The sequence below is a fragment of the Vibrio sp. TRT 17S01 genome (genome assembly GCF_050113695.1).
Lineage (GTDB): Bacteria > Pseudomonadota > Gammaproteobacteria > Enterobacterales > Vibrionaceae > Vibrio.
Genome location: NZ_JBNJOG010000003.1, coordinates 26,461 through 48,815, shown reverse-complemented (window position 1 = coordinate 48,815; position 22,355 = coordinate 26,461). Strand labels below are relative to the sequence as shown.

Sequence of the window (22,355 nt, the reverse complement as noted above, 5' to 3'; positions counted from 1 at the left end):
TAGCAATGTCTTACATGGCATTGCTGTTTTCATAAATTAAAAAGAATATTATATTTTGCTCATCATGGTTCTATGACAGCTAGACTTTATAAACACGCCATAGCTGGAGCTGATTTTGAATAAATCCATTTTATTTGTTGCAACCCTAACGTTACTCTTTGCATCGTCAGCATTTAGCTGCGAATTAAAAATGGGGTTTAGAACAACAGAACGCCTCCCCCTTATTGCCAAAGCGCCACTGAATGATGGGCTCTATTACGACCTTTATAGCCAAGCGGCTCAGCAGATTGGATGCCAACTGACGGTGGTAAGAAGCCCAAAGAAAAGACTCTTAAAGATGCTTCAAGATGGGGAAATCGATATTTACCCCGGCTTTATATTTAATATGGAACGAGCTGATTACGTTCTCTTTTTGGAAAGTGGTTTGCCCGGCGGGGAAATAGGCATATCTCGCAATGACCTTAAAGAAATCACAAACAAGCATCAACTCAGTGGCTTAACGTTAGTTCAGTCTCTCGGCGCACCAGACTTTGCTTCTGGCGTAGAAAACATTAGCTACTACACTAAAGCGGAGCTATCCATACCTGAAGCAATAGAACTTATTAGGAAAAAACGAGGGGATTTTTATATCTACCCTAGAGGGACACTGCTTTACTACCTAAAATTACATAACGCGAAAGACATCAAAGTACATCTCAATTGTTGTGGAGGTGCTACACCTCTTTATTTAGCATTTTCTAAGAAGTCGAAACATTTAAATGAAGGTATCAATCCACGCTTTGTTCCCGATGAACCATTAAGCGCTTCGAACTGGCCAACTCAACCTTTAAAAGGCACGGTTGCTTACCAGTTCCAACAACAGTTGCTATTAATGAAAGAAAGTGGCGAAACCATAGAACTGTATAATCAGTATTATTAACAACGGAATCACCAACTGATATTACGGAAACTAAAAAGACCGTTGACATCTAAAACGCTTTTAAACAAAACAGGTCTGGATCTTTTGAACACGCTGTAGACCCCGAATGGCTGTTTGAGGTCTACGAGTAAATTTAATGCACCAATAAACCAGCAAGGCCAAGCAGAATAAAGCATAATCCCGTTAAGCGATTTATGAGAATGATATGTTTCTTTAAGAGCAGCGACACTTTTTCTACAGACAATGAAAGTAAAACATGGATCATCAACGTAATAACTATCAATTCAAGCGTAAGAAGGCTAGCCTGAATAATAAAGCTATGATTGTTATCGATAAATATTGGAAATAATCCACCGAAGAAAATCAATGTCTTAGGGTTGAGCAACGATATTAACACGCCATTTTTGTATGTGTATGTACTATCTTCAATCATGGCTTCGCTACGAGAATAATAGATGGCCTTTCCACCCAAATACAAAATGTAGCTACTGCAAACCCAAGTCATTAGCCGATAGTAATGCTCATTAGTATTGATAATGGTAAACAACCATGAGTTCGACAAAATGGAGGCGATCATTAATCCCGTCGAAATACCCATAATCACAGGTATTGTGCGTTTTAAGTCTTGAATAATGCTATTACTCACCACAGCCAACATCCCCGGCCCGGGGGATGCTGCTGAAGCGATACAGATAGCAATAAATGCTATTTGAGTTTCCATATCTATGCTTTTGTTGTGGTCATTACTGTCATGGGCCAATTTAACGCCCAACCTGAAGGAGTTCGCTTGATACCTAAAAGTCTCTCAGCATCATCTAAGCTATGTTGTTGAGAAAATTCTGGCTTATTGGAATGAAGCAAGGAGAGAAACTTACCAATATCTTCCCTTTCTTGAAAATGCCACTGCAACGCAAGTTCGGAAAAACTTGGCTCTTTCCAACCTGTATTCAAACAAAGACTCTTCGCATAAGCTCGGCTTAAAAAGCTAACTTCGTGTCCTGTAGTACAAGAAATAGCCACATGCTCATCAAAATAATCTGACAATTTTGTACCACTAAAGATATCACAAATGACTAACCTAGTTTTGGCAGTCGAGTATTCAGCTAAATGGGACAAAACTGCTTCTTTACTTTTCACGTGGTGAAACGCTCCTCGAGACCAAATCGCATCAAGTTCAATATCACTGGGTAGATCTATATTTTCCGCTGGTTTCTGTATCACATGTATATTAGAAGCAGCCCGATCATAGATAGGTTGAAGCTGTTCAGGAGAAGGGTCTACAACAAACAAGCTGCCATCTGAACCAATCGCATCTGCGATATCAAATGAAAAAAAACCGCTACCAGCCCCAATTTCCAGTATAAATTCCCCTTTTTTAGGACAAAGAAAATCATACATCATAAGTTTGTCTTCATCCCAACAGCTTGGAAACTGGCTCAAAGCAAGCTTATAAGAGCGCGAACGCTCAGTTGAAAATTCAATGTCTTGTAATTCCATTTTTATGCTCCATTCACTGACGTTTTATATAACCCAGTCAATCTAGAGCGATATTTTTCATCTATCTTGTAAAAAATTGACGTTGATACATTGATGGAGTTACACCCATTGCGCTAACAAAAGCCTTATGGAAATGACTCTGGTCGTGAAAACCGCAACATAAAGCGACATCAATAGGTTTTATGCCCTGTTTTAGCATCATTTGAGAGTTACTTATTCGCTGTTGAATTTGGAATTGGTGAGGAGTCGAACCAAAATACCGTTTAAATTCATGTATCAAATGGTATTTATTAACTCCTGATAAAGCAGACAAATCATCCAACGATACTTTCTTTGTATAGTGGTCCGCTAAAAAATCTCTGACTCGTTGTATATTAGATTTCGCATCGGCTTCTTTTATTGGGGATAAGTTTACACTGCCATATCGCATAATCATTTTTACTAAAATCAACTCCAGATATATTTCAATTTCAAGCTGTTCTGTATGACTATTCATTTTTGAAAATAGCATCTGCATATAACTCTGAAAGCGAGAGTCTATGATCACACTATCTTTGAATGTAGGTAATCCATTTCGAGAGTAAATTTCGTAATAAATATTGCTAATATGTTCTTCTGTTGGATATATCGCTTTGTAGCGCCAACCTTGCCACTGACCTTTATTCCCTGTATGAATTTCATCAGGGCTAATCACTGAAATTGCCCCAACTCCAGCAGTATGTGTTTTTCCTTTGTGGAAAAACTGTTTAACTCCTTTTTCTACTAACGATATCACGTACTCACTGTGAGCATGTTTGCCAAATGATGTCTCTATGAATTGAGCATCAATTACATCGATACCATCAAAAGCAGTATGGTTTTTAATGTGGTAAAACTCGTTTTGAAGCACTGTAGAAACCTTTACATCCTTGTAAAAAATTGCCAATGTATTCTTTCAATACTTACCAAGTATGTGAAAAATATATAATATTTTCAAATATGGATTGTCAATTTTAGCTCTAAGGATTAACTCTTATATGCTTCTAAAGAGATTGAAGTTTTATTTCTACATCCAGTGCTTATTTGCGAGCTAAAATGGAGTTAGCTCCCCAAGGATCCTTCTTTCTCGTTGAGAATGATTTGATCACAAACCAGAGCAAACCGATAAAATTGGCTCTCATTCAGAATTCTTAACTAGATAGACAATAAGTAAAAGACGTATTAAAGATCCAAACCGACAAAAGCCCGCTGATTTCTCAGCGGGCTTTTCGAACGTGGCGGGAAGATAGGGATTTGAAAGCTATCTACACTAAAACCTATAAAAATTAAAGCCTTTGACTCAATGGAGATTTTTCCATCAAAACTAGAAAAATCTAAGTTACAATAATGCTTCACATTATATGATGCGCTATCAGGTATCATCTACAAATCTGATTGAAATGTTTGTGAAATTGCAACTTCCTCTTGGATATTGCAAGTGGTATCGAAAGTATTTCATTTTCATAGACCAAACCAGTTATTTTAGGTTGATGTAAGCATTTATTGACTTTTATCTTTACGACAAATAACTTCTATTAAGCACAATTATATTATTGATTTATATCAAAATTAATGTTCATTTAATCCATAGAATGCACTGAATTTTTTACAACTAAACTATTTGGTGCATATGAAAGCTAAATTACTAGCAACACTTTGTCTAATCCTTTCATTGTCTCTAACAGGATGTGCGAATATTCAGCATTATGAGAATATCAGCGTAAACCAAAACGTAAGTCTACAGACCTCTATCGGTGGTAGCGTGTTCCGCTTACAGAAGGCTAAAGATCTCCCTAACGCTTTCGGTGGTGCTGATATTTATGGCGGCAAAGTTAATACAGGTTATTCTGATTTAAGATTCATGGGTATGTCTGACAATAATGAAGTGGTTTTTCGATTCACAGATGTTGTCGTTGAAAGCAATGAGACAACGATGTCTCGCTATGGCTCGGATCGTACTTACATGACTGCTGACGCTTGGGGAAACGTATCAGCGACTACATACCGTAAGCAAGATGCTCAATCGACTCAACTACCACCAAATACAGTTGAGTTTAAAGTACCTATGACGACGAAGTCCTTCCCTATTGGTGGTTACAATATCGTGATTGAGCAAGCGACAAGTTACAGTCTGCAATACGTAGTAACTAAGTAAGGCTGATTGAATTAATGTTTAAGAAAATCATATTAGCGACTGCCTTACTTGTTATTTCCGGCTGTGCAAATGTTGGGCAGCCTGAAAAGATGCGTTCTAATGCGACTTTGGAGTGGGCAGACGGTCTCACTGAGCGTGCACTAGTCTCTGGCTCAAAGCGCTCTATTACTGTGCCATTTGGAGATCAAGTATTTGTTTTCCTCATCGATGAGCAAAGTATTGGTAAAGACTGCCTAGTTTACAGCTATAAACACGTTAGTGGTGGTGTAGCACAAGCAGATATCTGCTTTGGTAGTGAAATGACTCTATTTTTAAATGGTCAGGTGCTTAATAGTGGTAACATTTATCTAGATAACGGACAGACTTTTACTGAGGTTGCTCAGACTCGTGAATACGCTGCGAAATTAAAAGTTCAAGAACAGTTAAAACAAGAACAGGATGAGAAGCAAAAGGAACAAGCTGCGAAAGCTCTAGAGCAAGACTTAAAAGCTAAAGAGTTAGAGTTATTCATCATTGAGCAACAAAAAAAGCGTGTAATTGCTGAGACGAAGGCAATTGAAACTCATAGTGATAAAACTGACGAAAAAATTGATGCTACAAATGACCTAATCCGAAGTGTTGGAAAAGGTATTGAAAATCAAGGTGTTAAATAGTTAATAAAAGTTAACGAGTAGAGCCTCATCAAAAGATGAGGCTCAAAAATTTAAATCGAATTAATTTGTACGATTAGAATTTTATATTCTATTTCAATAGCACTAATCTAATGCATGTCCCATCTAACCAAGCATTAATGCGGAAATCTGTATGGCTAAGATCTATCCTTCCTGGAGTAATATTGAAAGACTAACTGTTAAACCAACTAAAGGTGAACTGTATCTCCTGAAAAAAATAGATGAAAGTCTTGATGAATCATATGAGGTGTTTTTTAACGCATTTCTTGATGGAGACAGACCTGACATAGTTATCGTAAAAAGAGATTATGGGGCTATTATTATAGAGGTTAAAGATTGGTCAATTAATAACTATATAGTAACAAAGGATAACAAGTGGTTAATCAAAGATAGCGTCATTCGCTCACCTCAAACACAAGTTTTCAGATACAAACAGAATATGTTTGAGCTGCACCTCCCTATTTTAGGTTTAAAAGAACTAGTAAATAGAAACTTTTATAATGTAATTGGTACGTATGTATATTTTAACTGCGCAAGCAAGTTAGAGATTAAGGAGCTATACCAAACTCCAGAAAATGAAGTAAGAATGGAGTTGAATTTATTAAATAATTCCATAAAGAATCGAGAGATAAAACATTTCGAGTATGATAAAAAACAAAAATATTTAAGTAATAAGATAAAACAAATCTCTCGTGATGCTTACATCTCTTATGGTAAAGATAATATTAATGATCTTGTATCTAAAATAAAGAGAATGAGGAAGAACAATCTTTTTACGAATGACATATATCTTGACTTCATCCGTAGGCTATCTCCTCCTACTCACATTTTAGATCAAGGTTTACCTATAGTATTTGATAGAAAGCAAGAATCTTTAATTAATAGCGTATCTGAAAAACGTAAGGTAAAAGGGGTGGCAGGTTGTGGAAAAACTTCAATTCTCGCAAAACGAGCGATAAGTGCCTTTGAACGGCATGGTAGTGAAGTTTTAATTCTCACATACAACATTACTTTGAGGCATTACATTCGCGATAAGATTTCGCAGATTCAATGCAAAGGAGCAGGTAATCAGTTTGAAATCATGCATTACCATGGTTTTATCAATAATAAACTAAATGAGTATGGTTTAGATGTAGCTCCGTTGTTAGAAAAATACCAAGGCACAGATAAAGAGAAGCTTGAAAAACTGTATAAGGATCGAAACTTATTTGAGTCTCTACCTATAACTGAAAAATATAAAACAATATTTATTGATGAGGTTCAAGATTATGAACCAGATTGGATAAAGATTATTCGAGATTGTTTCCTTGAACCTAATGGTGAAATGATTTTATTTGGTGATCAATCTCAAAATATTTATGAGCGTGATGATAATAAAAGAGAGTCAGCGTTAGTACAAGGCTTCGGACGTTGGTTTAAGTTGAGTAAATCGTATCGATCAGAAATTGATACACCTTTAATTCAGATGTTCAAAAGCTTTCAGGAGGAGTTTCTGGTAAGTAAATATAGTGATAGTGATGTATTTGAATCGAATTATATCCAAGGAAGTATGAACTTTGACTTACTAGCATATGAATCTTATGGTTCGAGTATTAATACAGAGGATGTTATTGACTTGATCAACTCCTATGTAAAAGAGAAGAGTATAAATCCAAATGATATAGCAATAATATGTTCTAAGATTGAACCTCTTATTGCCATCGAAAAGAAAATACGAGGTATTGAAAAAACTAAAATTATGTTTGAGGATGAAGATGATTTAAGGCAGATAGAACATATTACAGGAAAGGAACGAGTCAATAGAATAGAAAAAATCAGACGAAGGAAGAAATGCTTTTTCATGCAGAACTCTGGCGTTATAAAAATGTCTACTACCCATAGTTTCAAGGGGTTGGAGTCAGATACAGTATTTTGCATTTTGTTAAATGATGATCACGAAGAAATGGTATATACAGGTATAACTAGAGCAAGGAAAAATTTAGTTATTTTTGATTGCTCTGATAGTAGATACAAAGAGTTTTTCAGTAGTAATGTAATCAGGACAATAGGGTCAGGTCTTGTCTTTTGACCGCAACTAAACCCAAGTATCTCAAAAATTCAGTATTACGATGGAATAACTGAGAATCTTTCAATCCCTTTTCAAATTTTAGAGTGTCCGTACACGAAAAAGCCCGCTGATTTATCAGCGGGCTTTTCGAATGTGGCGGAGAGATAGGGATTTGAACCCTAGATACGCTATTAACGTATGCCGGTTTTCAAGACCGGTGCTTTCAACCACTCAGCCATCTCTCCGTTGCGGGGCGCATATTAGATTCTGGCACGACTCTTGTAAAGTACTAATTTGCTATCTAATGTTTAAGTGGTGACAAACTAAGCGAACGCCTTTTTAAGGCCAATTGGCTCGAATAGAAAGCGTTGAAGTAAAGACTCTATTAATAGAGGTTCTAATAAAATAGTGTTTTATTGCTAACTTGCTGTTTTAAAATGAAAAAGTAAAGTTGAGGAAACAAGTGTACGCCCGAAAGTCGTTGCACACTAGTGTGAAGTACTTCAAAATTACTAAGTTACCGCATCAATAGTTATTCTGAGGTGGAGATGAAAGTCGCGGATCTTTTTAAGCATAGAAGTGAATCATTGTCTAAACATCACTCTGAGTTTATGCAGTGGATGTCCCCTACAGTACGTGAGTACTGGGGTGAGCTCGTGAACAAAACTCACAGCCGTCAGCTATTAACTAAGCTTCGAGATTTTCAGCAACCTGCGGTTAACGATGAAGCAGCTGCACCTGCTCCTATTGTGATGAAGCCAGAAGCGCAACGACTTCATAGCCAACTGGTGCACCAGCTGGGTGACGTTATTCATGTCGGTGAATGGCTTGATGTATCACAAGAGCGTATCGATCAATTCGCACGTGTGACGGAAGACATGCAGTGGATCCATACCGATCCAGAACGTGCAGCGACTGAATCCCCTTTTAAAACCACAATCGCGCATGGTTTTTTAACGCTGGCTCTTCTGCCGAAACTGACAGACAGCGTTGATCCAGACAACAACATGTTCCCGACGGCTAAAATGGTCGTTAATATTGGCTTAAACCAAGTACGTTTCCCGTACCCAGTAAAAGCAGGAAATCGTGTTCGTGCTGTAAGTACGCTTTCTAAAGTTACGCCAATCAAAAAAGGTTTGGAAATAGAGCGCGAAATTAAAGTTGAGATCGAAGGCGTAAGACGCCCAGGGGCTGTCGTGGTTTCAGTGATTCAACTGCACTTTTAATCCCATATTGAAAAAGGAGCCTATTGGCTCCTTTTTTGTATTACTATTTCACCGCAATATACCCGTATTCCTCAATCAACGCTTTTGCCTTTTCACTCCCTAGAAAACTCACAAACATTTTTGTGTTCTTATCTAGTGTTCCATCTAAATAGAACACGAGGAAAGGACGAGAAAGCTGATAGCTGCCATTGGCTATCGTCTTCGCGTTAGCATCCACACCTTCAAATTGAATCGCTTTGACTGAATGGTCCACTGAGCCTGTCGAGATGAAACCAATTGCTTGCTTATTATGGTTGATTAACGTTTTCATCATGCTATTGCTATTCACCACAAGGTTATTCGGGCTGATCGCCGACACTTGTCTGTCTTTCACGACTTTCACCAGCCCTAGCAAACTCTCAAAGCTGTATCGGGTACCGGAAGAGGCTTCTCGCGTGACCACGGCAATTTTTTGGTCCGTTCCACCAAGTTGTTTCCAATTGGTGATCTTTCCTCGATAAATATCGTAAAGCTGCTCTCTCGTTAGATTCTGAATTGGGTTAAGCGGGTTTACCACGACAGCCAAACCATCGTATGCCAATGGCTGTACTTTTAGCGTTTCTTCTTGCTCTCTTTCTGTGAGCACTCTGGAGCTCATCCCCAACTCTGCAACACCCTTTTTCACCATGGCTATGCCTGCCGTAGAGCCAATTCCTTGCACGGCAATGTATGTTTCAGGATGGGAAAGATTAAATTGTTCAGCTAAAACATCCATGACACGTGCAACTGATGTAGAGCCGGTGATATTTATCTCATTGGCCCATGCCGTTACTGGCATCAATACAAATGAAAACAGCACCATCAACGTGGCTCGAAACATAATTTTCTCCATAACCAGATATTTGATTGCGCTCATCATATGTCTATCAGATGACAATTTTGTGAAATGCTATACAGACTTGCATATTTCTAATACATAATAATAGTAATGCGTGTTGATAAGATGGATGAATTATGAGCCTTGTGAGTTTGTTACAAAAGCAAGTAGAAAGCCGAGCGCAACTGGTTTGCCAAACTCGTAATCGCAGCCTGCCTGTTGAGTTGGGTAAATCCAGCTATGAAATCATCGAAGAAGGTGTCGTGTTCATCAAGCAGCACTACCTACTTGACTCATCGCATTGTGATTATATGAGCCCCGTCGCCAAAGTGGTGTGGGATCAACACTCTAACTTGTGGCAACTCTATGTTACCGATGACGGGGAAAAATGGCGCCCCTACCCTTACCTCTCTCAAAGCAACGACCTGACTGCAATCATGCGTGAGATCGATAAAGACCCTAAAGCGCTATTTTGGTGATTTGTCGTTATTTATGAGCCTAACCACCAGAAAAAAGACACAACCATTAGAGATGCAAACAAAATTGTTTGTGTAATGATGTAGATATATTCCAATAAGCCTTCTTTTTTATTTCCCATGTTTTGTACTCCTAAATAAAGCTTATTACGTAGCTTAAATACTGCGAAAGGATGTACGTAGTTAAAACTTATTATTATGTTTTAATTTCATGTATACAAAATTTATATATCTTTAATTTAGACTTTTGGCTCTCTCTTTCCATTTTTGTAACTCGGAACGGAAGTGGTCAATTTGTGCATCCGTCATATGATTGATTATCGTGACAGCGTAACGATGATTCATCATGCGGTTGTGCATTATTTTTGCTTCCAGCGGTTGTGAATACAATATTTCAGGCGTCAAAAGGAGTTGATTGAAGGACGGCATAAAGGTATCTGGCTGATAACGAGTGGCAAATAAGCGCTTTAATTCAACGCGAATTAAAGTCTGGTGCGCTATCCAGTCGAATGTTGTGATATTTAACTCAGTGACCCATTCTTTGGCAATTCGTTTTTGCTCTGAGCGAAGATCACCAATCCAGTTTTCAAATGACTCCGACACTCGCTCAAAATAACGGTCGCGAATTTCATCTTCACTCGAATTTTGGTATTTCTTTTTAAACTTACTATGTCGAACACGGATGCCGTTCATCAGCTCTTCTACTTGCTCATCATCTAACTGGGTTAACAATGTATGAATCTCTGGTATTAGCCTTTCCACCAATCGATCAATGTGTTGTTGGATTTGAGCTTCTTGCTGCTTAAACTCTTCAACCGTTAGTGTTCGTGGATCCATTTCGATGAGCGCATCCAGTTGCTGAATATAACGAGGTATCTCTTCACTTCGATGCCAAGCGGTCAAAACGTCAACTCTTTCAGAAACCCAATGTTCTTGCTCTTTGGTCAAGTCAACATAGTCTTCGATATAATCAATCACAACCCAGTCGATATGGTTGTATAGAAACCTCGAACTGCATCCAACCGCTGTTAACAACACCAGCGTTATGACTCCCCAAATCCTCATGTTGCAACTCCTTGCCACACTGCCGCTAAAGAAAGGATAGCAAGTTCAATGCCACAAAAAAATAAGCCGGATAAACCGGCTTATTTAACGTACGCATACTGCGTTTTAATCATTACTGAGATATTACGAAGTGATAGGTACTGCCTCCAAGTTGCTCAGTCGAAACCACAAAGAAACCATCTTGCCATTTGACTCGACTCTGCTCATCGCTACTGATGGTTGCACCAGAGAATTGAGGGAATTTCACCGCAACTGACCCGGCATCTCGTGTAGGTTGAGAAATCCAAACATGAAGTTTTCCATTTTGCTCCCGAGTAAGCAGCGACACTTTGCCTCGGCTTACTACCTCTGGAGTTGTCACTTCTTCACTCACCCACACATTCGCAGCATACAAACCTAGTGTCGATTCTTTTACCGCGTGGATTTGCGCATTCTGGTGCAATATCGTCACATCAGAATCATTGGCGTAAGCTTGCGTTTGAGCGGCACTGCTTTGTGGTAATAGCACGTAAGCGTAATGGTTGTTTTCCACGCTATGTTGAATGGTACTGAGCAACCGCCAGCCTGTCACTTGGGTATCATCCATCTTGTTGCTATTGACGATAAATGGGTCTGCCCAATCTCCAGTTTGCTGGCTTCGCTCCACACTCACCGACTGAACATACGGAAGAACAATACCCAGTTGACTCCCCTCGGTATTACCTTCGATGTGAATAGTACGCTCAGGAGCAACACCATCTTGCAAAGATACACCATCGACAGTCACCACGTTGTTACCTTGCGGGTTTAGTTTTCGACCATCAATACCCGTGACGGTTTGATTGACACGCTCCCCTTGAATATCAGACCCAATGGCAATTATTTCATCATCAAACATAAACCAAGATTTCTTCGCTTTTAAGCTGTTATCCCAGTTATAGAAGTCCATGCCAAAGGTGCCAAACTCTTGGTTTGATGTGCCACCGACCCAACGCAATGCGGTTTTTCGACCACCCTTATACGCTGCACGACGCCCATCACTACCGGTTAATACTCGCGTATCGGATGTGGTACCAGCTAAGCGTGTCATGTCCATCAAAGGCCAGTGATTATAGTGCTGAGCTAAATCGGCATCATACAGGTAGGTCATTCCGTCACCGGTATACCAACCACGTGCATTCTCGCCACGACTGCCTGTTTCATAGTTACCTGTTCGGTAAGAGTGTCCTGCAATACCAAACACATAGTTACCTTTACGGTGAATCACACGATCCATGTTATAGAACAAGAAGTTACCTTCCAGCTCACCACGAGGCGTTAAGGCATCATCTGCCAATATCTCATTGATAATCGGCAAGTACACCAAGTCTGTTGCAATCGCGTAAGCACTCTGCATTCGATTGTGTTGTAGGTGCTGCTTTAACATCGCGCCAAGACGCTGCTTTTCTGCCCCTTCAATTGCTGGATACAACCTTAATAGTGAACGTAAGATGCCCGCACCTTCACCGCTTGCCTGTGCCCATCCACGAGCAATGGCACGGCCATTCATCATGTCTAGCATTTGCCCTTTAAATAACAAAGGCTCATAGGCTTTATTAACTAAGGTTGAAATTTTCAACAGCTCCGTCGGAAGTAGATCTGAGCCTTGCAATGCAAAAAGCACTTTGCTCACACCAGACAACAACACACCGCCATACGTTCCAGTATAAGGAATGTCGATATGCTGTAAAAAGCTTCCGTCACGGTAGAAACCATCACCACGTGTGACTTCTTTCAAGACAACTGGCAATGATGCCAGTGCAAGATTGACTTCATCTTCACGATAATCCAATAACCCACGAATAAGGTTGATCAGTACCGTATCAGCTCGGTTGCCGCCCGTATTACTAAACTGTCTTCCTCTGCTGCCTTCACTGCCATATTGATAACGAGGATCAGGCAACATATAGCGAGAGACTTCAATGGCTTGTTGCATCAAAGACGCAGGTAACTGTTCACGCATCAAAACGAGGATATCGTTTAAGAACGCTGGCGCACCAATTTCCCACTCATGCCAGTTGCCAAGATGTGTCATTCCAATCGTGAAATGCTTAGTTAGCATCACGTCTAACGCATCATTTAACGCTTGCTTAAGCTCTACATTGTCTTTCAACTCACCCGGCATATGGTAAGCGATCGCCATGTATTTTAACCTACGGAAGGTTTCTTTGATCTTACGTCCATCACGTGCACCAGCAAGCGGTTGGTCACTCCATATTGCCTCATTCCATTCGCTTTTCGGCGCCATGGATTCAAATGCCTTTTTGCCGGCAAGCACATGTTTATCAATGATCGCCTGAGCATTAGGATCACTTGCTAGCGTATCACTACCGACTAGATGGGTTTGCCAGTTTTGTAAGGCATTGTCATAGGTAGCTAGAGTTGTTGCATCCATAAAGCCAGATGCTTTGTTCGTCATCACCAAATGTGCAGCATTCGCACCACCAGCAGCCTCTTTGGTTGCAAAGCTGAAGTAGGCAATTTGATCACTGCTGTTTGGATTTCGAAGTAATAGATCAAGTGTTTGCTTGCCGGTATTCGCATTCACTAAGTCTGTCACATCAAGATCTAACCAACGTTCAACACCTGTCGTATCTTTGTTGATCGTATGCGTTACAACAGCCGTTCCTGACGTACTTGCGCCTGTCATATCTGGAAGGCTATTCCAGTTCAGAGCATTCTCATCCCAGTCAAAACCTTGTAGTTCGACGGCTTGTACACCAGCAGAGTCCAACGTTTTGAGGTCAGCGACATTGGCATATACCCTGAGTTTGGCGGCGGTAACCGTTGCTCCCGCAAGCTGAGAGATATCAAAGCGTAGTACAGAACGTCGGTCAAACTTGCCCGGGCCATTCTTTACTGTCATATATCCCGATGAACCAAAGTTCGTGCTCGCATTTTCGCCACCTTCGACACGTGCATCTTGCATCACCGTCAACTGTAACTGTGAAGCAAGCGCTTTCTCGGCTTCAGCTTTTGCTGTTGAGTCAACGGCACCATCATTGCCTGAGTTGCCAGTATCGGTGCTACCATTTGTTGTATCACCATTGTCAGATACTGAATCCGAACCTGAACTGCTGTCAGTATCGGTATTGCTGCTACCTGAATCTCCAGTATTTGACGCATCACCTTGTACCCCTTGCAAAACAAGTTGCGGGCCTTTGTCACCATACTCTTTGGTTGCAAAACTAATGAAGTTTGCGCCTTGATTTGCCCCTAAATCGGCTAACTCAATCACGATATTGTCTGGTGTAGTGGCTGCGTTAATCACATCTGCGATATCCAGCTCAATCCATGTGCTCTTATCTGTATCAGAAACAACGGTTGCACTGGATTGCGCCAACATCGAAAGTTGCGGATACGTGTTGTATGTGAGATCGGCTTCTGACCACGCTTCACCTTCAACTAAGCGAGCGACAATTAAACGGTCAACACCTTCTGTTTTCACACCACGAACATATAAACGTAATTTGGCGTTTTCGACTTTGTTGCGGCCAATTTCACTAAGATCAAATCGAAGTAGAATACGACGGTCATAAACACCACTGCCGTTCTTGAGCTGCATGTAACCGCTGCCACCATACGTAGATGACGCTGAGCTCCCCCCTTGAACAAAAACATCTTCTTGTGGCGCAAGCGTTAAGCCTGCTTTTAGTTTTTCCGCACCTTGAGCTGTGTTTTGATCAACAATTGTTGCACCGTTAAAGATAGCAACCGCTGCTTCATCGTTTAATGCTGTGACATCTTGACCCTGACTAAAGATAAACTGAACGCTATTACCCATTTGGTCGGCCGTTCCCGGAGTGATCATGCGTTGTGTCGCTGTTTGACCATCACGAGTCACCGTGAGGTTGACCACACTATACGCATCTCCTGGCGTCGACGCCGTCACAACCAGATCAGAACCTGAGTTATCAAGCAATATTACGCTTGGTTTATCAACGGTCACACTGTATTGCGGTGAAACTTCCAACGTACCCGCTTGATAGAACACGGCACTCACCATGTTTAAGCCACTATGCTCAACCGCTTGAATGGTATTGGTGTTTTGAACCACACGTACAGGTAAGTTTTGTTGATATTGCGCGGTTTGCTCTGCTGTTCTTCCCGGAGCAATAATGTACTCATAAGAGGCATTTTGTGGCTTAACTCCGTGAGGAATCGACAGCGTAAATACCTCTTTGCTAATCACCTCATCGGAGGTACCACGTTTGATGACAGACCAACTACCTTGTTGTGCTTTGTTCGACAGCTGACGCTCGCCAGAACCTAAAAAGACATAGCCCACTCCATCATGGTGAACCCAATTGCTGCTGTTTACATCATGATCACCCGCACTCAGAATTTGCTGGCCATCACCAACGGTCACTTCACCATTCAGTAACGTTTGGTTTAGCGTGGTATTCACCGTTTCACTGTGCGTCGAACTGATACCAGCGCCTAATGCAACGATTTCGTCATTGAAACTAAACCATGCTTTTTTCGCTTTGGTATTACCGCCCCCTTCTGTGAGTGGTGTGCGCTTACCTCGTTCAAGTTTCCAATCAGATTCAATGCGCTCTAAGTGGGTCACATCCATGTCCATGTCCATGGTTGTAATACCGACCTTACCGTTACTTAAGCCACCAACAAAGCTGACAGATTGCATGATTTCTCCCCAGTAAGCAGGTGCTGCAATATACTCAGGTGACGTCACTCCCGGGATTTTACCCCAATCCCATACTGGGAAGATGTTGTAATACTCTTTACCACTTTGCATCAAAAACGTGGAGCCAAAACCAAGCCAATAACCGAGTAAGTTCTCTCCGTTACCATTTTCAGTTGGCTTCAAACGCTTGGAGTTCATTTTAATGCCGAAGGTAAAATCTTCAGTCGCTTTAACCGAGTAATCACTGCGCCAAAAATGCTTAAAGCCGTCAATTCCTGCTGCTCCGCCATCATAAACATGGGCTTTGTACGCCATTGCTTCTTCAGCGCGGTCTGGACTGAGCATTGCGACCATATCCATGTTAGTGAGCGATTTAGGTGTATTGACTGCACCACTTAACTCAGACAGCTCTGCTTTCGGACGCGTGATTCCACGACCAGAAACGTTATAGTCCAATTGACCGAATCGGCCCATCCAACGCATACCATCCAAAAGTAAACCCGCTAGCATATCGACTTTGTGCTGTTCAAACTTCCATTGCAGATCATGAACATGATACGCCCAACGCAGCACTGGATTTAGAAAGACTTCACCATAACCTCCGGTATACAGTTGAGTACCATGTTGTTGGAACGACCAGTCGTGCTGTATCCCCTCTTCTACCGTGATCTCAATGGTGTTCTCAATGTCTTTCAGTGCAAGCCCAACCATCGAGGCATCTTCACTCAATAAACCTCGGTACAACACCCCAAGAGCAATGTCTGTACGGTTTGCGCCTGTTAGTGCAAAAGATGGCTGAGAGCCAATGTCTTGCGGCAGGATTTGAATAACTTCTTGTTGAATATTACTTGGTAGCGCATCACCCAACTGAAGAGCTACAGGGCCTAAGAACTTCGGTTTCCCGATGTGTTCCCACCACCAATGCGCGCTTGGCTTCACAGCAAACCAGTGCTCTAATGCTTTGACCGTCGCACTTTCATAGACTGCTAACCCTGTTTTCGCGTATGCAGCCGCAACAGTTCTCAGCTTCTTAAGGTGAATTTCTGCTGGCCATCCACTTCGGCTGGTTGAAGCATAATCAATACCCGGCCAGCTACCATCCTCTTGTTGAGTGGCAACAAACTCATTGGCGCGAGCTTCAATCGTCGAGCCGGACTTACCCACTCGTTTCTCTTCTTGCGCAACAAAATCCGGCACGATTCTCTGCTGTAATTTTTCAAAATCCGTTAGCGGTACTGAGACATCAGGTTTGCTTGGTTTATCGATAACAACTGGTGGCAATTCTACATTATGCTGTTGTTGAATCGCTTGATGCTGCTCTTTAACCTGATCCGTTGTCTTATCCGCAACCGAGATTAGTTTTTCCGCTTTCTCAAGCTTTGCGTTTAGCGGAGCCACCGTCGCATTAAATTCTTGATTTAATGCACTCATTGATACTTTTACTGCTTCAATCTGTTGGGTTATTTGTTGCTTTTCTTCCTCACTGGCAGCATCGGATAGTTGCTGCTCTAAATGGCTTAGTTCATTTTCCGATTTAAGTAGCGTGATTTGATGTTCCGTTTCCAGGATCTGTTTTTCTTGGCGAGCAGCTTCTTGCTTTTCTTCTGCTTTTTGCTTTAGCAGTTGAGCACCTTTTATTTGGGTGTCCAACTCCTCTGTCAGTAGGTCAAGCACAATCTGGTTTTGATTGCTTGCATCATGTGGCTGTTGATCGGCTTTATCACCAATGCCATCACCATCCGAATCTTGAGTTTCTGAAGCATCTAATGGCAACGCGTCTTCTGTATCAACAACGCCATCACCGTCATCATCATCATCGAATCCATCACTAATGCCATCGCCATCCGTGTCTCGTAATGTAATCAGCTCAGTTAACAGTTCCGTGTCTGTCAGTACCTCTTCATTCGATGCGACGGAATTCAACTCAATCGCATTGTAATCCACAGCAATACCCGCATTTTCCTGCTGCTCAACGAAACTATTCATCGCATTTGCAACCGAAGTTAACGCTTGATTCGCTTTGGTTAACTCTTGATGAGTAGGAGCTTGTTCTAGATCAGACAACACAACGGCAAAACTGCGAGCAAAAGCGTGGAGTTGTATTTGCTCATCTTCTACATAATCTTGCAGCAAAGCATCAACATTTGGCATGTTGACCATTTCTGCAACCGCTGTTTGGGCTTCTGCTAGAGAAAGGTTTTCAGCACGTTGTTTACTATGAATGAGATGAGTAAGCGGCGTGATGTTCTTTACGCCTGCCGGCGCTGTCATTAAGTAAGATTTACGAACAACCTCCCCATGGTCTTCGTCCACCGTTTGATGTTTGATCACACGAGTAATGAGTGGATACTCTTCTGGGTCTCCTGCAATATCACTCACATCAAGCAGTGCAACCCCTCCTTCACCTGAGGTCGCATGAGGTTCACCTTCATTAAGCTGGAAATCTTGATTAAGATCCAACCATACTGTGGCCCCTCTAAGATAACCATCAATGGCTTTTGCCTGATAAGTTCTTGTTTCTACAGGGTCTTGCTCTGTTGTGCCAGTTGTATGGTCATCATGACACCCAACGGCGACAATGACAGAAGCCGCTAACAGAGATAATTTTGTTCTATTCAAAACAAACCGCCTTATATTGAAATTTATATTTAATATTTTTAAAACTTCGTTTCACAATAAGGCAAATTAAGACTACTCAATTTGTATGTAAAGTAGCCTCGTTTTATAAATTTATAAATGTCTCACTATCTATACACGACAATGATGAAAGTAAGATTTATTTCACAATTATGTTGAGCCCAAAAAAGCAAACCTAAGATACAGCCATAAAAAAAGCCAGCGACAACGCTGGCAATAAACAGGAAAGAAAACGATAAATTTAATGTGTTAGCGACCAAAGCCGTGCAACATTCTCCGCTAAATCAGCAAGATTAAAATCGGACTCTTTCATGGCATCTTGCAAAGACATCGCTCTTGGTACTGCGGCGAACACGGCGTCAATGCCACATTGATAAACCGCTTGATAGCCATGCCCTGTACACCCTGCAAGTGCGATCACCGGGATGTCATACAGCTTTGCGACCTGAGCAACTCCCATTGGGGTTTTACCATGAACAGTCTGTGAATCGATGCGCCCTTCACCGGTGAATACAATATCTGCATCCTTAACAATCTCTTTAAGGTTGACCGTCTCAAGCACAATCTCGATACCTGGCTTCAAAATAGCATTGGTATATCCAAGTAGAGCAGCCCCCATGCCACCAGCAGCACCAGCTCCGCGTCTAGAAAGCACATCTTGCCCCGTCACTTGCTCAGTTAACATACCAAAATTGTGTAATGCTTGGTCCAGCAACGCGATATCTTGCTCAGACGCACCTTTTTGTGGGCCAAAGATTGCTGAAGCGCCTTTCTCACCGCACAACGGGTTGTCTACATCACAAGCCACCAAGATTTCACATTGCGTTAAACGTGCGTCTAATCGAGATACATCGATCTGTGTTAATTCAGTGAGTCCACCGCCGGTGGGCATGATCGGCTGACCATCTGCCTTAAGAAATTGAGCACCTAATGCAGAAAGCATCCCCACGCCTGCGTCGTTTGTTGCACTGCCACCTAAACCGATAATGAATCGGCTAATGCCTTGTTCAAGAGCATGTAGGATGAGTTCACCCGTGCCATAACTGGTGGTTAACTTTGGGTCACGCTGCTCTGCTGGAACATGGTGTAACCCACTGGCTGCTGCCATTTCAATAACCGCAGTGCGGTCATCGCCCAAAATACCGTAAAATGCCTCAACTACGTTGTGTTGTGGTCCCGTCACTTTGACCTCAACAATACGACCATTGGTTGCATCAACCAACGACTGCACCGTACCTTCACCGCCATCTGCAACGGGAACAGAGACAAATTTTGCCTCAGTCCACTCTCTGGCAAGGCCTGCCTGAATGGCATCACATACTTGTTTCGCTGTCAGGCTTTCTTTAAATGAATCTGGGGCGATAACCACTTTCATATCACACTCCTGCTGTTATGGTTGTTATAGAAGTACTAGGCTAAGAATATATACCAGTGTCATTGCCGTGACACCCTGCACTAACGTTGCCATGGTTTGAGCACGGTACGCCAAACCCACTTTCATGCGGCTAAATTGAGACACTACCCAGAAGAAGCTATCGTTCGCATGAGAGACCGTCATTGCACCAGCACCAATTGCCATCACGGTCAGTACTCGTCCCATCTCTGAGTCCAAGCCTAGTTGACCGAGCAATGGAGCCACTAATGCCGAAGTAGTCACCAGCGCAACCGTTGACGATCCTTGAGCTGATTTCAAAGCAGCAGCAACAATGAATGGCATAAAGATACCGACACCGAGCGCCGACAATGTTGTACCTAAATACTCACCAAGTGGTGTTGCTTTGAGTACTGCACCGAATGCGCCACCGGCACCAGTGATCAATAGAATTGGCGCCGCAGCAGTAATACCTTGGCTAATGCGTTCGCCGAACTCTTCAATCTTCTTCTCTGATTTCAATAAACGAACTGACAAGAACAGGCCGATAACCAAGGCGGTCAGCGGTTGGCCTAAGAACGTCAGAACATCAAATACAAAGCCCTCACCTAGTGGGTGACTTGGGAACTTAGCAATCGAACCAAAACAGATCAAAATGATTGGCACAAAGATTGGGGCAAATGCTTGGCTTGCTGTTGGCAGCTCACCGTATGAAGCTTTGAGCGCTTTCCAATCTTGTTTCACTTCATCGAGCTCTTCATCACCATCAGGCTCAACATCTTTAAAACGGTTTGCCCACAGCATACCGGCAATCGCGGCCACACCAGCAACAAAGATACCGACACCAATCACTAAACCTAGATTTGACTCCAGCCCTAAGTTACCTGCTGCGGCAATTGGACCCGGCGTTGGCGGCACAAAAGTGTGAGTGGCGTATAGACCGGTCGCTAAGGCAACACTCATCGCTACGCTAGAAGTTTTAAGACGTTTCGCCAACGACTCTTTTAAAGAGTTAAGAATAACAAAGCCCGAATCACAGAACACAGGAACGGAAACAATGTAACCAATAATACTCATGGTCAACGTTGGAAAACGGTCACCAAGTACTTTAATCACGGTATCTGCCATGGTAATGGCTGCGCCGCTTTTCTCAAGTATCACCCCAATGATGGTACCTAAGACAATGACCAGACCAATGTAACCGAGAATGCCACCAAAGCCAGATGCTATGGTTTTGGCAATGCTATCGGCGGGCAAGCCATACGCAAATGCAGCCAAAAATGCCGCCATGATCAACGCGAGGAAGGGATGTAATTTAAATTTGGTGGTAGCGAGTACGATAAACGCAATCACCGCCAATAGGATTAGTATAAGACTCATAAAAACTCCATTTAGTCACTATGCCTTTTCGTTGTATTTACCCTCTTTCCAACATGGCTGGATAGAGAAGATAAAGAGGCTTTGTAGGGTAGAGTCTATTATCCGCATCAAGCTGGTTTATTCCTTTGGGCAATACAACAAATATTTTTATCAATTAGATAACATTTTTGTGCACTCGCACAATTCTAATTCAATTTTGAGATCTGTGACGCAATATAGAGTTCGGCTAAACCTATAAATTCCGTGGTTGACAACCCGGTAATTTCAGTGATTTTGTCCAAACGGTATCTCAACGTATTCCTATGAATAAACAAAGAGTTAGAACATTCAGATAAGTTCCCATTGCATTGAAAGAACACATCAAGGGTTTTCATTAATTGTCCAGAGCGGTCGTTTTCTCGTAACTTACGGATAGACAAACACATTTGTTCACCTTGCCAATAGTCATTGAGTGGAGCAAGCAATACTGGCAACCGCAGCTCTTCGTATAAATGCTTAACTTGTTCAGGGTTTCGCTGTCTGCCAATAAGTAGTACTTGCTTTGCGCTTTGATAGGAACGATATAACTCCGTGGGTGAGGTAAAGAGTTGGCCAAGGGCAATATCAAACCCATCAATATTGTGTTCTGATAAACGAGAAAGCAGCTTATCAATACGCACACTTTCTTGTTCGCTTTGCCACGCTTCCCCTTGGCGACAAGGTTTTAGGACTACGATTTCTGTCATGGATGAAATCGCCACTAAGTTGTCACGCTGAGGGTATTCAAGCAAATCGACCACTTTGCGAATACTTTGTAGGCTTTTGGGTGTCTGACCTTCCCTGAATTGGATCACGACAGCAACGCGAGGCTGAGAAAGATCGATAGACAATTTAGCGGCCCAGTGACTTAACTCTTGTGCTGACAGCTCATTATTGATCCACGCAGTGATGAATTCTTCTCTGTGCCGCCGATCCCACTGCAACTGTTCAACCAATGCTGCTTGGTCAATGATCATTTCCGCAGACATTTTAACTAAGTTGGCAAAGTCTCGGATCTCATCAGGCTCACCTGTGATGCCTACGATACCCACCACTTGTTGGTTGCTGTGCAGTAGCATATTAATGCCCGGCTTGACCCCTTTTAAGCTCTCGCAGCTCTGTTTGGTCAGTTCAATGGAATCTCCATGCTTTAGTGCGAGGATCGCGCCATCATGCACTTGCCCTAAGCGAGCGGGTTCTCCTGTCCCTATGATGATCCCAGCGTGGTTCATTACATTGATATTGTAGCCAATGATTGCCATCGTACGATCGACAATTTGCTGCGCCAATTGATTGTCCAGTATCACGTTTACTCTCCTGCGTTCCATCTGCGTTATAGGCGCAGTCACGCA

At 42.0% G+C, this 22,355-nt stretch carries 15 protein-coding genes and 1 tRNA gene; 6 read left to right on the top strand and 10 right to left on the bottom strand.

The window, feature by feature from the left end; all coding sequences use genetic code 11:
- Nucleotides 1–115 precede the first annotated feature (115 nt).
- A complete protein-coding gene (locus ACQEXS_RS05890) occupies nucleotides 116–919 on the top strand; it encodes a substrate-binding periplasmic protein (RefSeq protein WP_427013140.1) in 804 nt (267 codons plus the stop codon).
- 133 nt (nucleotides 920–1,052) lie between these two features.
- Here ACQEXS_RS05890 and ACQEXS_RS05885 read toward each other — a convergent pair whose 3' ends face one another.
- The 3 genes from ACQEXS_RS05885 to ACQEXS_RS05875 all read right to left on the bottom strand — a co-directional run bounded on the left by ACQEXS_RS05885 (nucleotide 1,053) and on the right by ACQEXS_RS05875 (nucleotide 3,305).
- Nucleotides 1,053–1,640 carry a LysE family translocator gene (locus tag ACQEXS_RS05885; RefSeq protein WP_367989573.1) on the bottom strand — a complete coding sequence of 196 codons (588 nt, stop codon included), beginning with the start codon at nucleotides 1,638–1,640 and terminating at the stop codon, nucleotides 1,053–1,055.
- Nucleotides 1,641–1,642: 2 nt separating this feature from the next.
- Nucleotides 1,643–2,416 (bottom strand): class I SAM-dependent methyltransferase, encoded by a 774-nt coding sequence (locus ACQEXS_RS05880; protein WP_427013139.1) that lies wholly within the window; start codon nucleotides 2,414–2,416, stop codon nucleotides 1,643–1,645.
- A gap of 61 nt (nucleotides 2,417–2,477) precedes the next feature.
- Nucleotides 2,478–3,305 (bottom strand): AraC family ligand binding domain-containing protein, encoded by an 828-nt coding sequence (locus tag ACQEXS_RS05875; RefSeq protein WP_427013138.1) that lies wholly within the window; start codon nucleotides 3,303–3,305, stop codon nucleotides 2,478–2,480.
- A gap of 759 nt (nucleotides 3,306–4,064) precedes the next feature.
- Between ACQEXS_RS05875 and ACQEXS_RS05870 the strand changes: the two genes are divergently transcribed.
- The 3 genes from ACQEXS_RS05870 (at nucleotide 4,065) to ACQEXS_RS05860 (ending at nucleotide 7,328) form a co-directional block, all read left to right on the top strand.
- The gene (locus ACQEXS_RS05870; RefSeq protein WP_427013137.1) at nucleotides 4,065–4,589 is read left to right on the top strand and encodes a peptidase; all 525 of its coding nucleotides are present in this window, start codon (nucleotides 4,065–4,067) and stop codon (nucleotides 4,587–4,589) included.
- Nucleotides 4,590–4,603: 14 nt separating this feature from the next.
- On the top strand, nucleotides 4,604–5,242 hold the full coding sequence (locus ACQEXS_RS05865) for a hypothetical protein (protein ID WP_427013136.1): 639 nt from the start codon (nucleotides 4,604–4,606) through the stop codon (nucleotides 5,240–5,242).
- Between the two features lie 151 nt (nucleotides 5,243–5,393).
- Nucleotides 5,394–7,328 (top strand): UvrD-helicase domain-containing protein, encoded by a 1,935-nt coding sequence (locus ACQEXS_RS05860; RefSeq protein WP_427013135.1) that lies wholly within the window; start codon nucleotides 5,394–5,396, stop codon nucleotides 7,326–7,328.
- 133 nt (nucleotides 7,329–7,461) lie between these two features.
- On the opposite strand, the gene ACQEXS_RS05855 is transcribed toward ACQEXS_RS05860, so the two are convergent.
- Nucleotides 7,462–7,552 (bottom strand) — tRNA-Ser (locus ACQEXS_RS05855).
- 303 nt (nucleotides 7,553–7,855) lie between these two features.
- Between ACQEXS_RS05855 and ACQEXS_RS05850 the strand changes: the two genes are divergently transcribed.
- Nucleotides 7,856–8,533 (top strand): MaoC family dehydratase, encoded by a 678-nt coding sequence (locus ACQEXS_RS05850; RefSeq protein WP_427009778.1) that lies wholly within the window; start codon nucleotides 7,856–7,858, stop codon nucleotides 8,531–8,533.
- 43 nt (nucleotides 8,534–8,576) lie between these two features.
- Here ACQEXS_RS05850 and ACQEXS_RS05845 read toward each other — a convergent pair whose 3' ends face one another.
- A complete protein-coding gene (locus ACQEXS_RS05845) occupies nucleotides 8,577–9,392 on the bottom strand; it encodes a phosphate ABC transporter substrate-binding protein (protein ID WP_427013134.1) in 816 nt (271 codons plus the stop codon).
- 134 nt (nucleotides 9,393–9,526) lie between these two features.
- On the opposite strand from ACQEXS_RS05845, the gene ACQEXS_RS05840 reads away from it, so the two are divergent.
- Complete coding sequence (locus ACQEXS_RS05840; protein ID WP_367989569.1) at nucleotides 9,527–9,868, top strand: DUF3024 domain-containing protein; 342 nt, start codon at nucleotides 9,527–9,529, stop codon at nucleotides 9,866–9,868.
- A 231-nt stretch (nucleotides 9,869–10,099) separates the two neighbouring features.
- Here ACQEXS_RS05840 and ACQEXS_RS05835 read toward each other — a convergent pair whose 3' ends face one another.
- The 5 genes from ACQEXS_RS05835 to ACQEXS_RS05815 all read right to left on the bottom strand — a co-directional run bounded on the left by ACQEXS_RS05835 (nucleotide 10,100) and on the right by ACQEXS_RS05815 (nucleotide 22,310).
- Nucleotides 10,100–10,930, bottom strand: coding sequence for a DUF6279 family lipoprotein (locus ACQEXS_RS05835; RefSeq protein ID WP_427013133.1), 831 nt, complete (start codon nucleotides 10,928–10,930; stop codon nucleotides 10,100–10,102).
- A 112-nt stretch (nucleotides 10,931–11,042) separates the two neighbouring features.
- The gene (locus tag ACQEXS_RS05830; RefSeq protein ID WP_427013132.1) at nucleotides 11,043–18,215 is read right to left on the bottom strand and encodes a polysaccharide lyase family 8 super-sandwich domain-containing protein; all 7,173 of its coding nucleotides are present in this window, start codon (nucleotides 18,213–18,215) and stop codon (nucleotides 11,043–11,045) included.
- Nucleotides 18,216–18,474: 259 nt separating this feature from the next.
- The gene (locus ACQEXS_RS05825) at nucleotides 18,475–19,608 is read right to left on the bottom strand and encodes a glycerate kinase (RefSeq protein WP_427013131.1); all 1,134 of its coding nucleotides are present in this window, start codon (nucleotides 19,606–19,608) and stop codon (nucleotides 18,475–18,477) included.
- 24 nt (nucleotides 19,609–19,632) lie between these two features.
- Entirely contained in the window at nucleotides 19,633–20,985 is a 1,353-nt protein-coding gene (locus ACQEXS_RS05820; protein ID WP_367989565.1) for a GntP family permease, read from the bottom strand.
- 185 nt (nucleotides 20,986–21,170) lie between these two features.
- Complete coding sequence (locus ACQEXS_RS05815) at nucleotides 21,171–22,310, bottom strand: sugar diacid recognition domain-containing protein (RefSeq protein ID WP_427013130.1); 1,140 nt, start codon at nucleotides 22,308–22,310, stop codon at nucleotides 21,171–21,173.
- Nucleotides 22,311–22,355 lie beyond the last annotated feature (45 nt).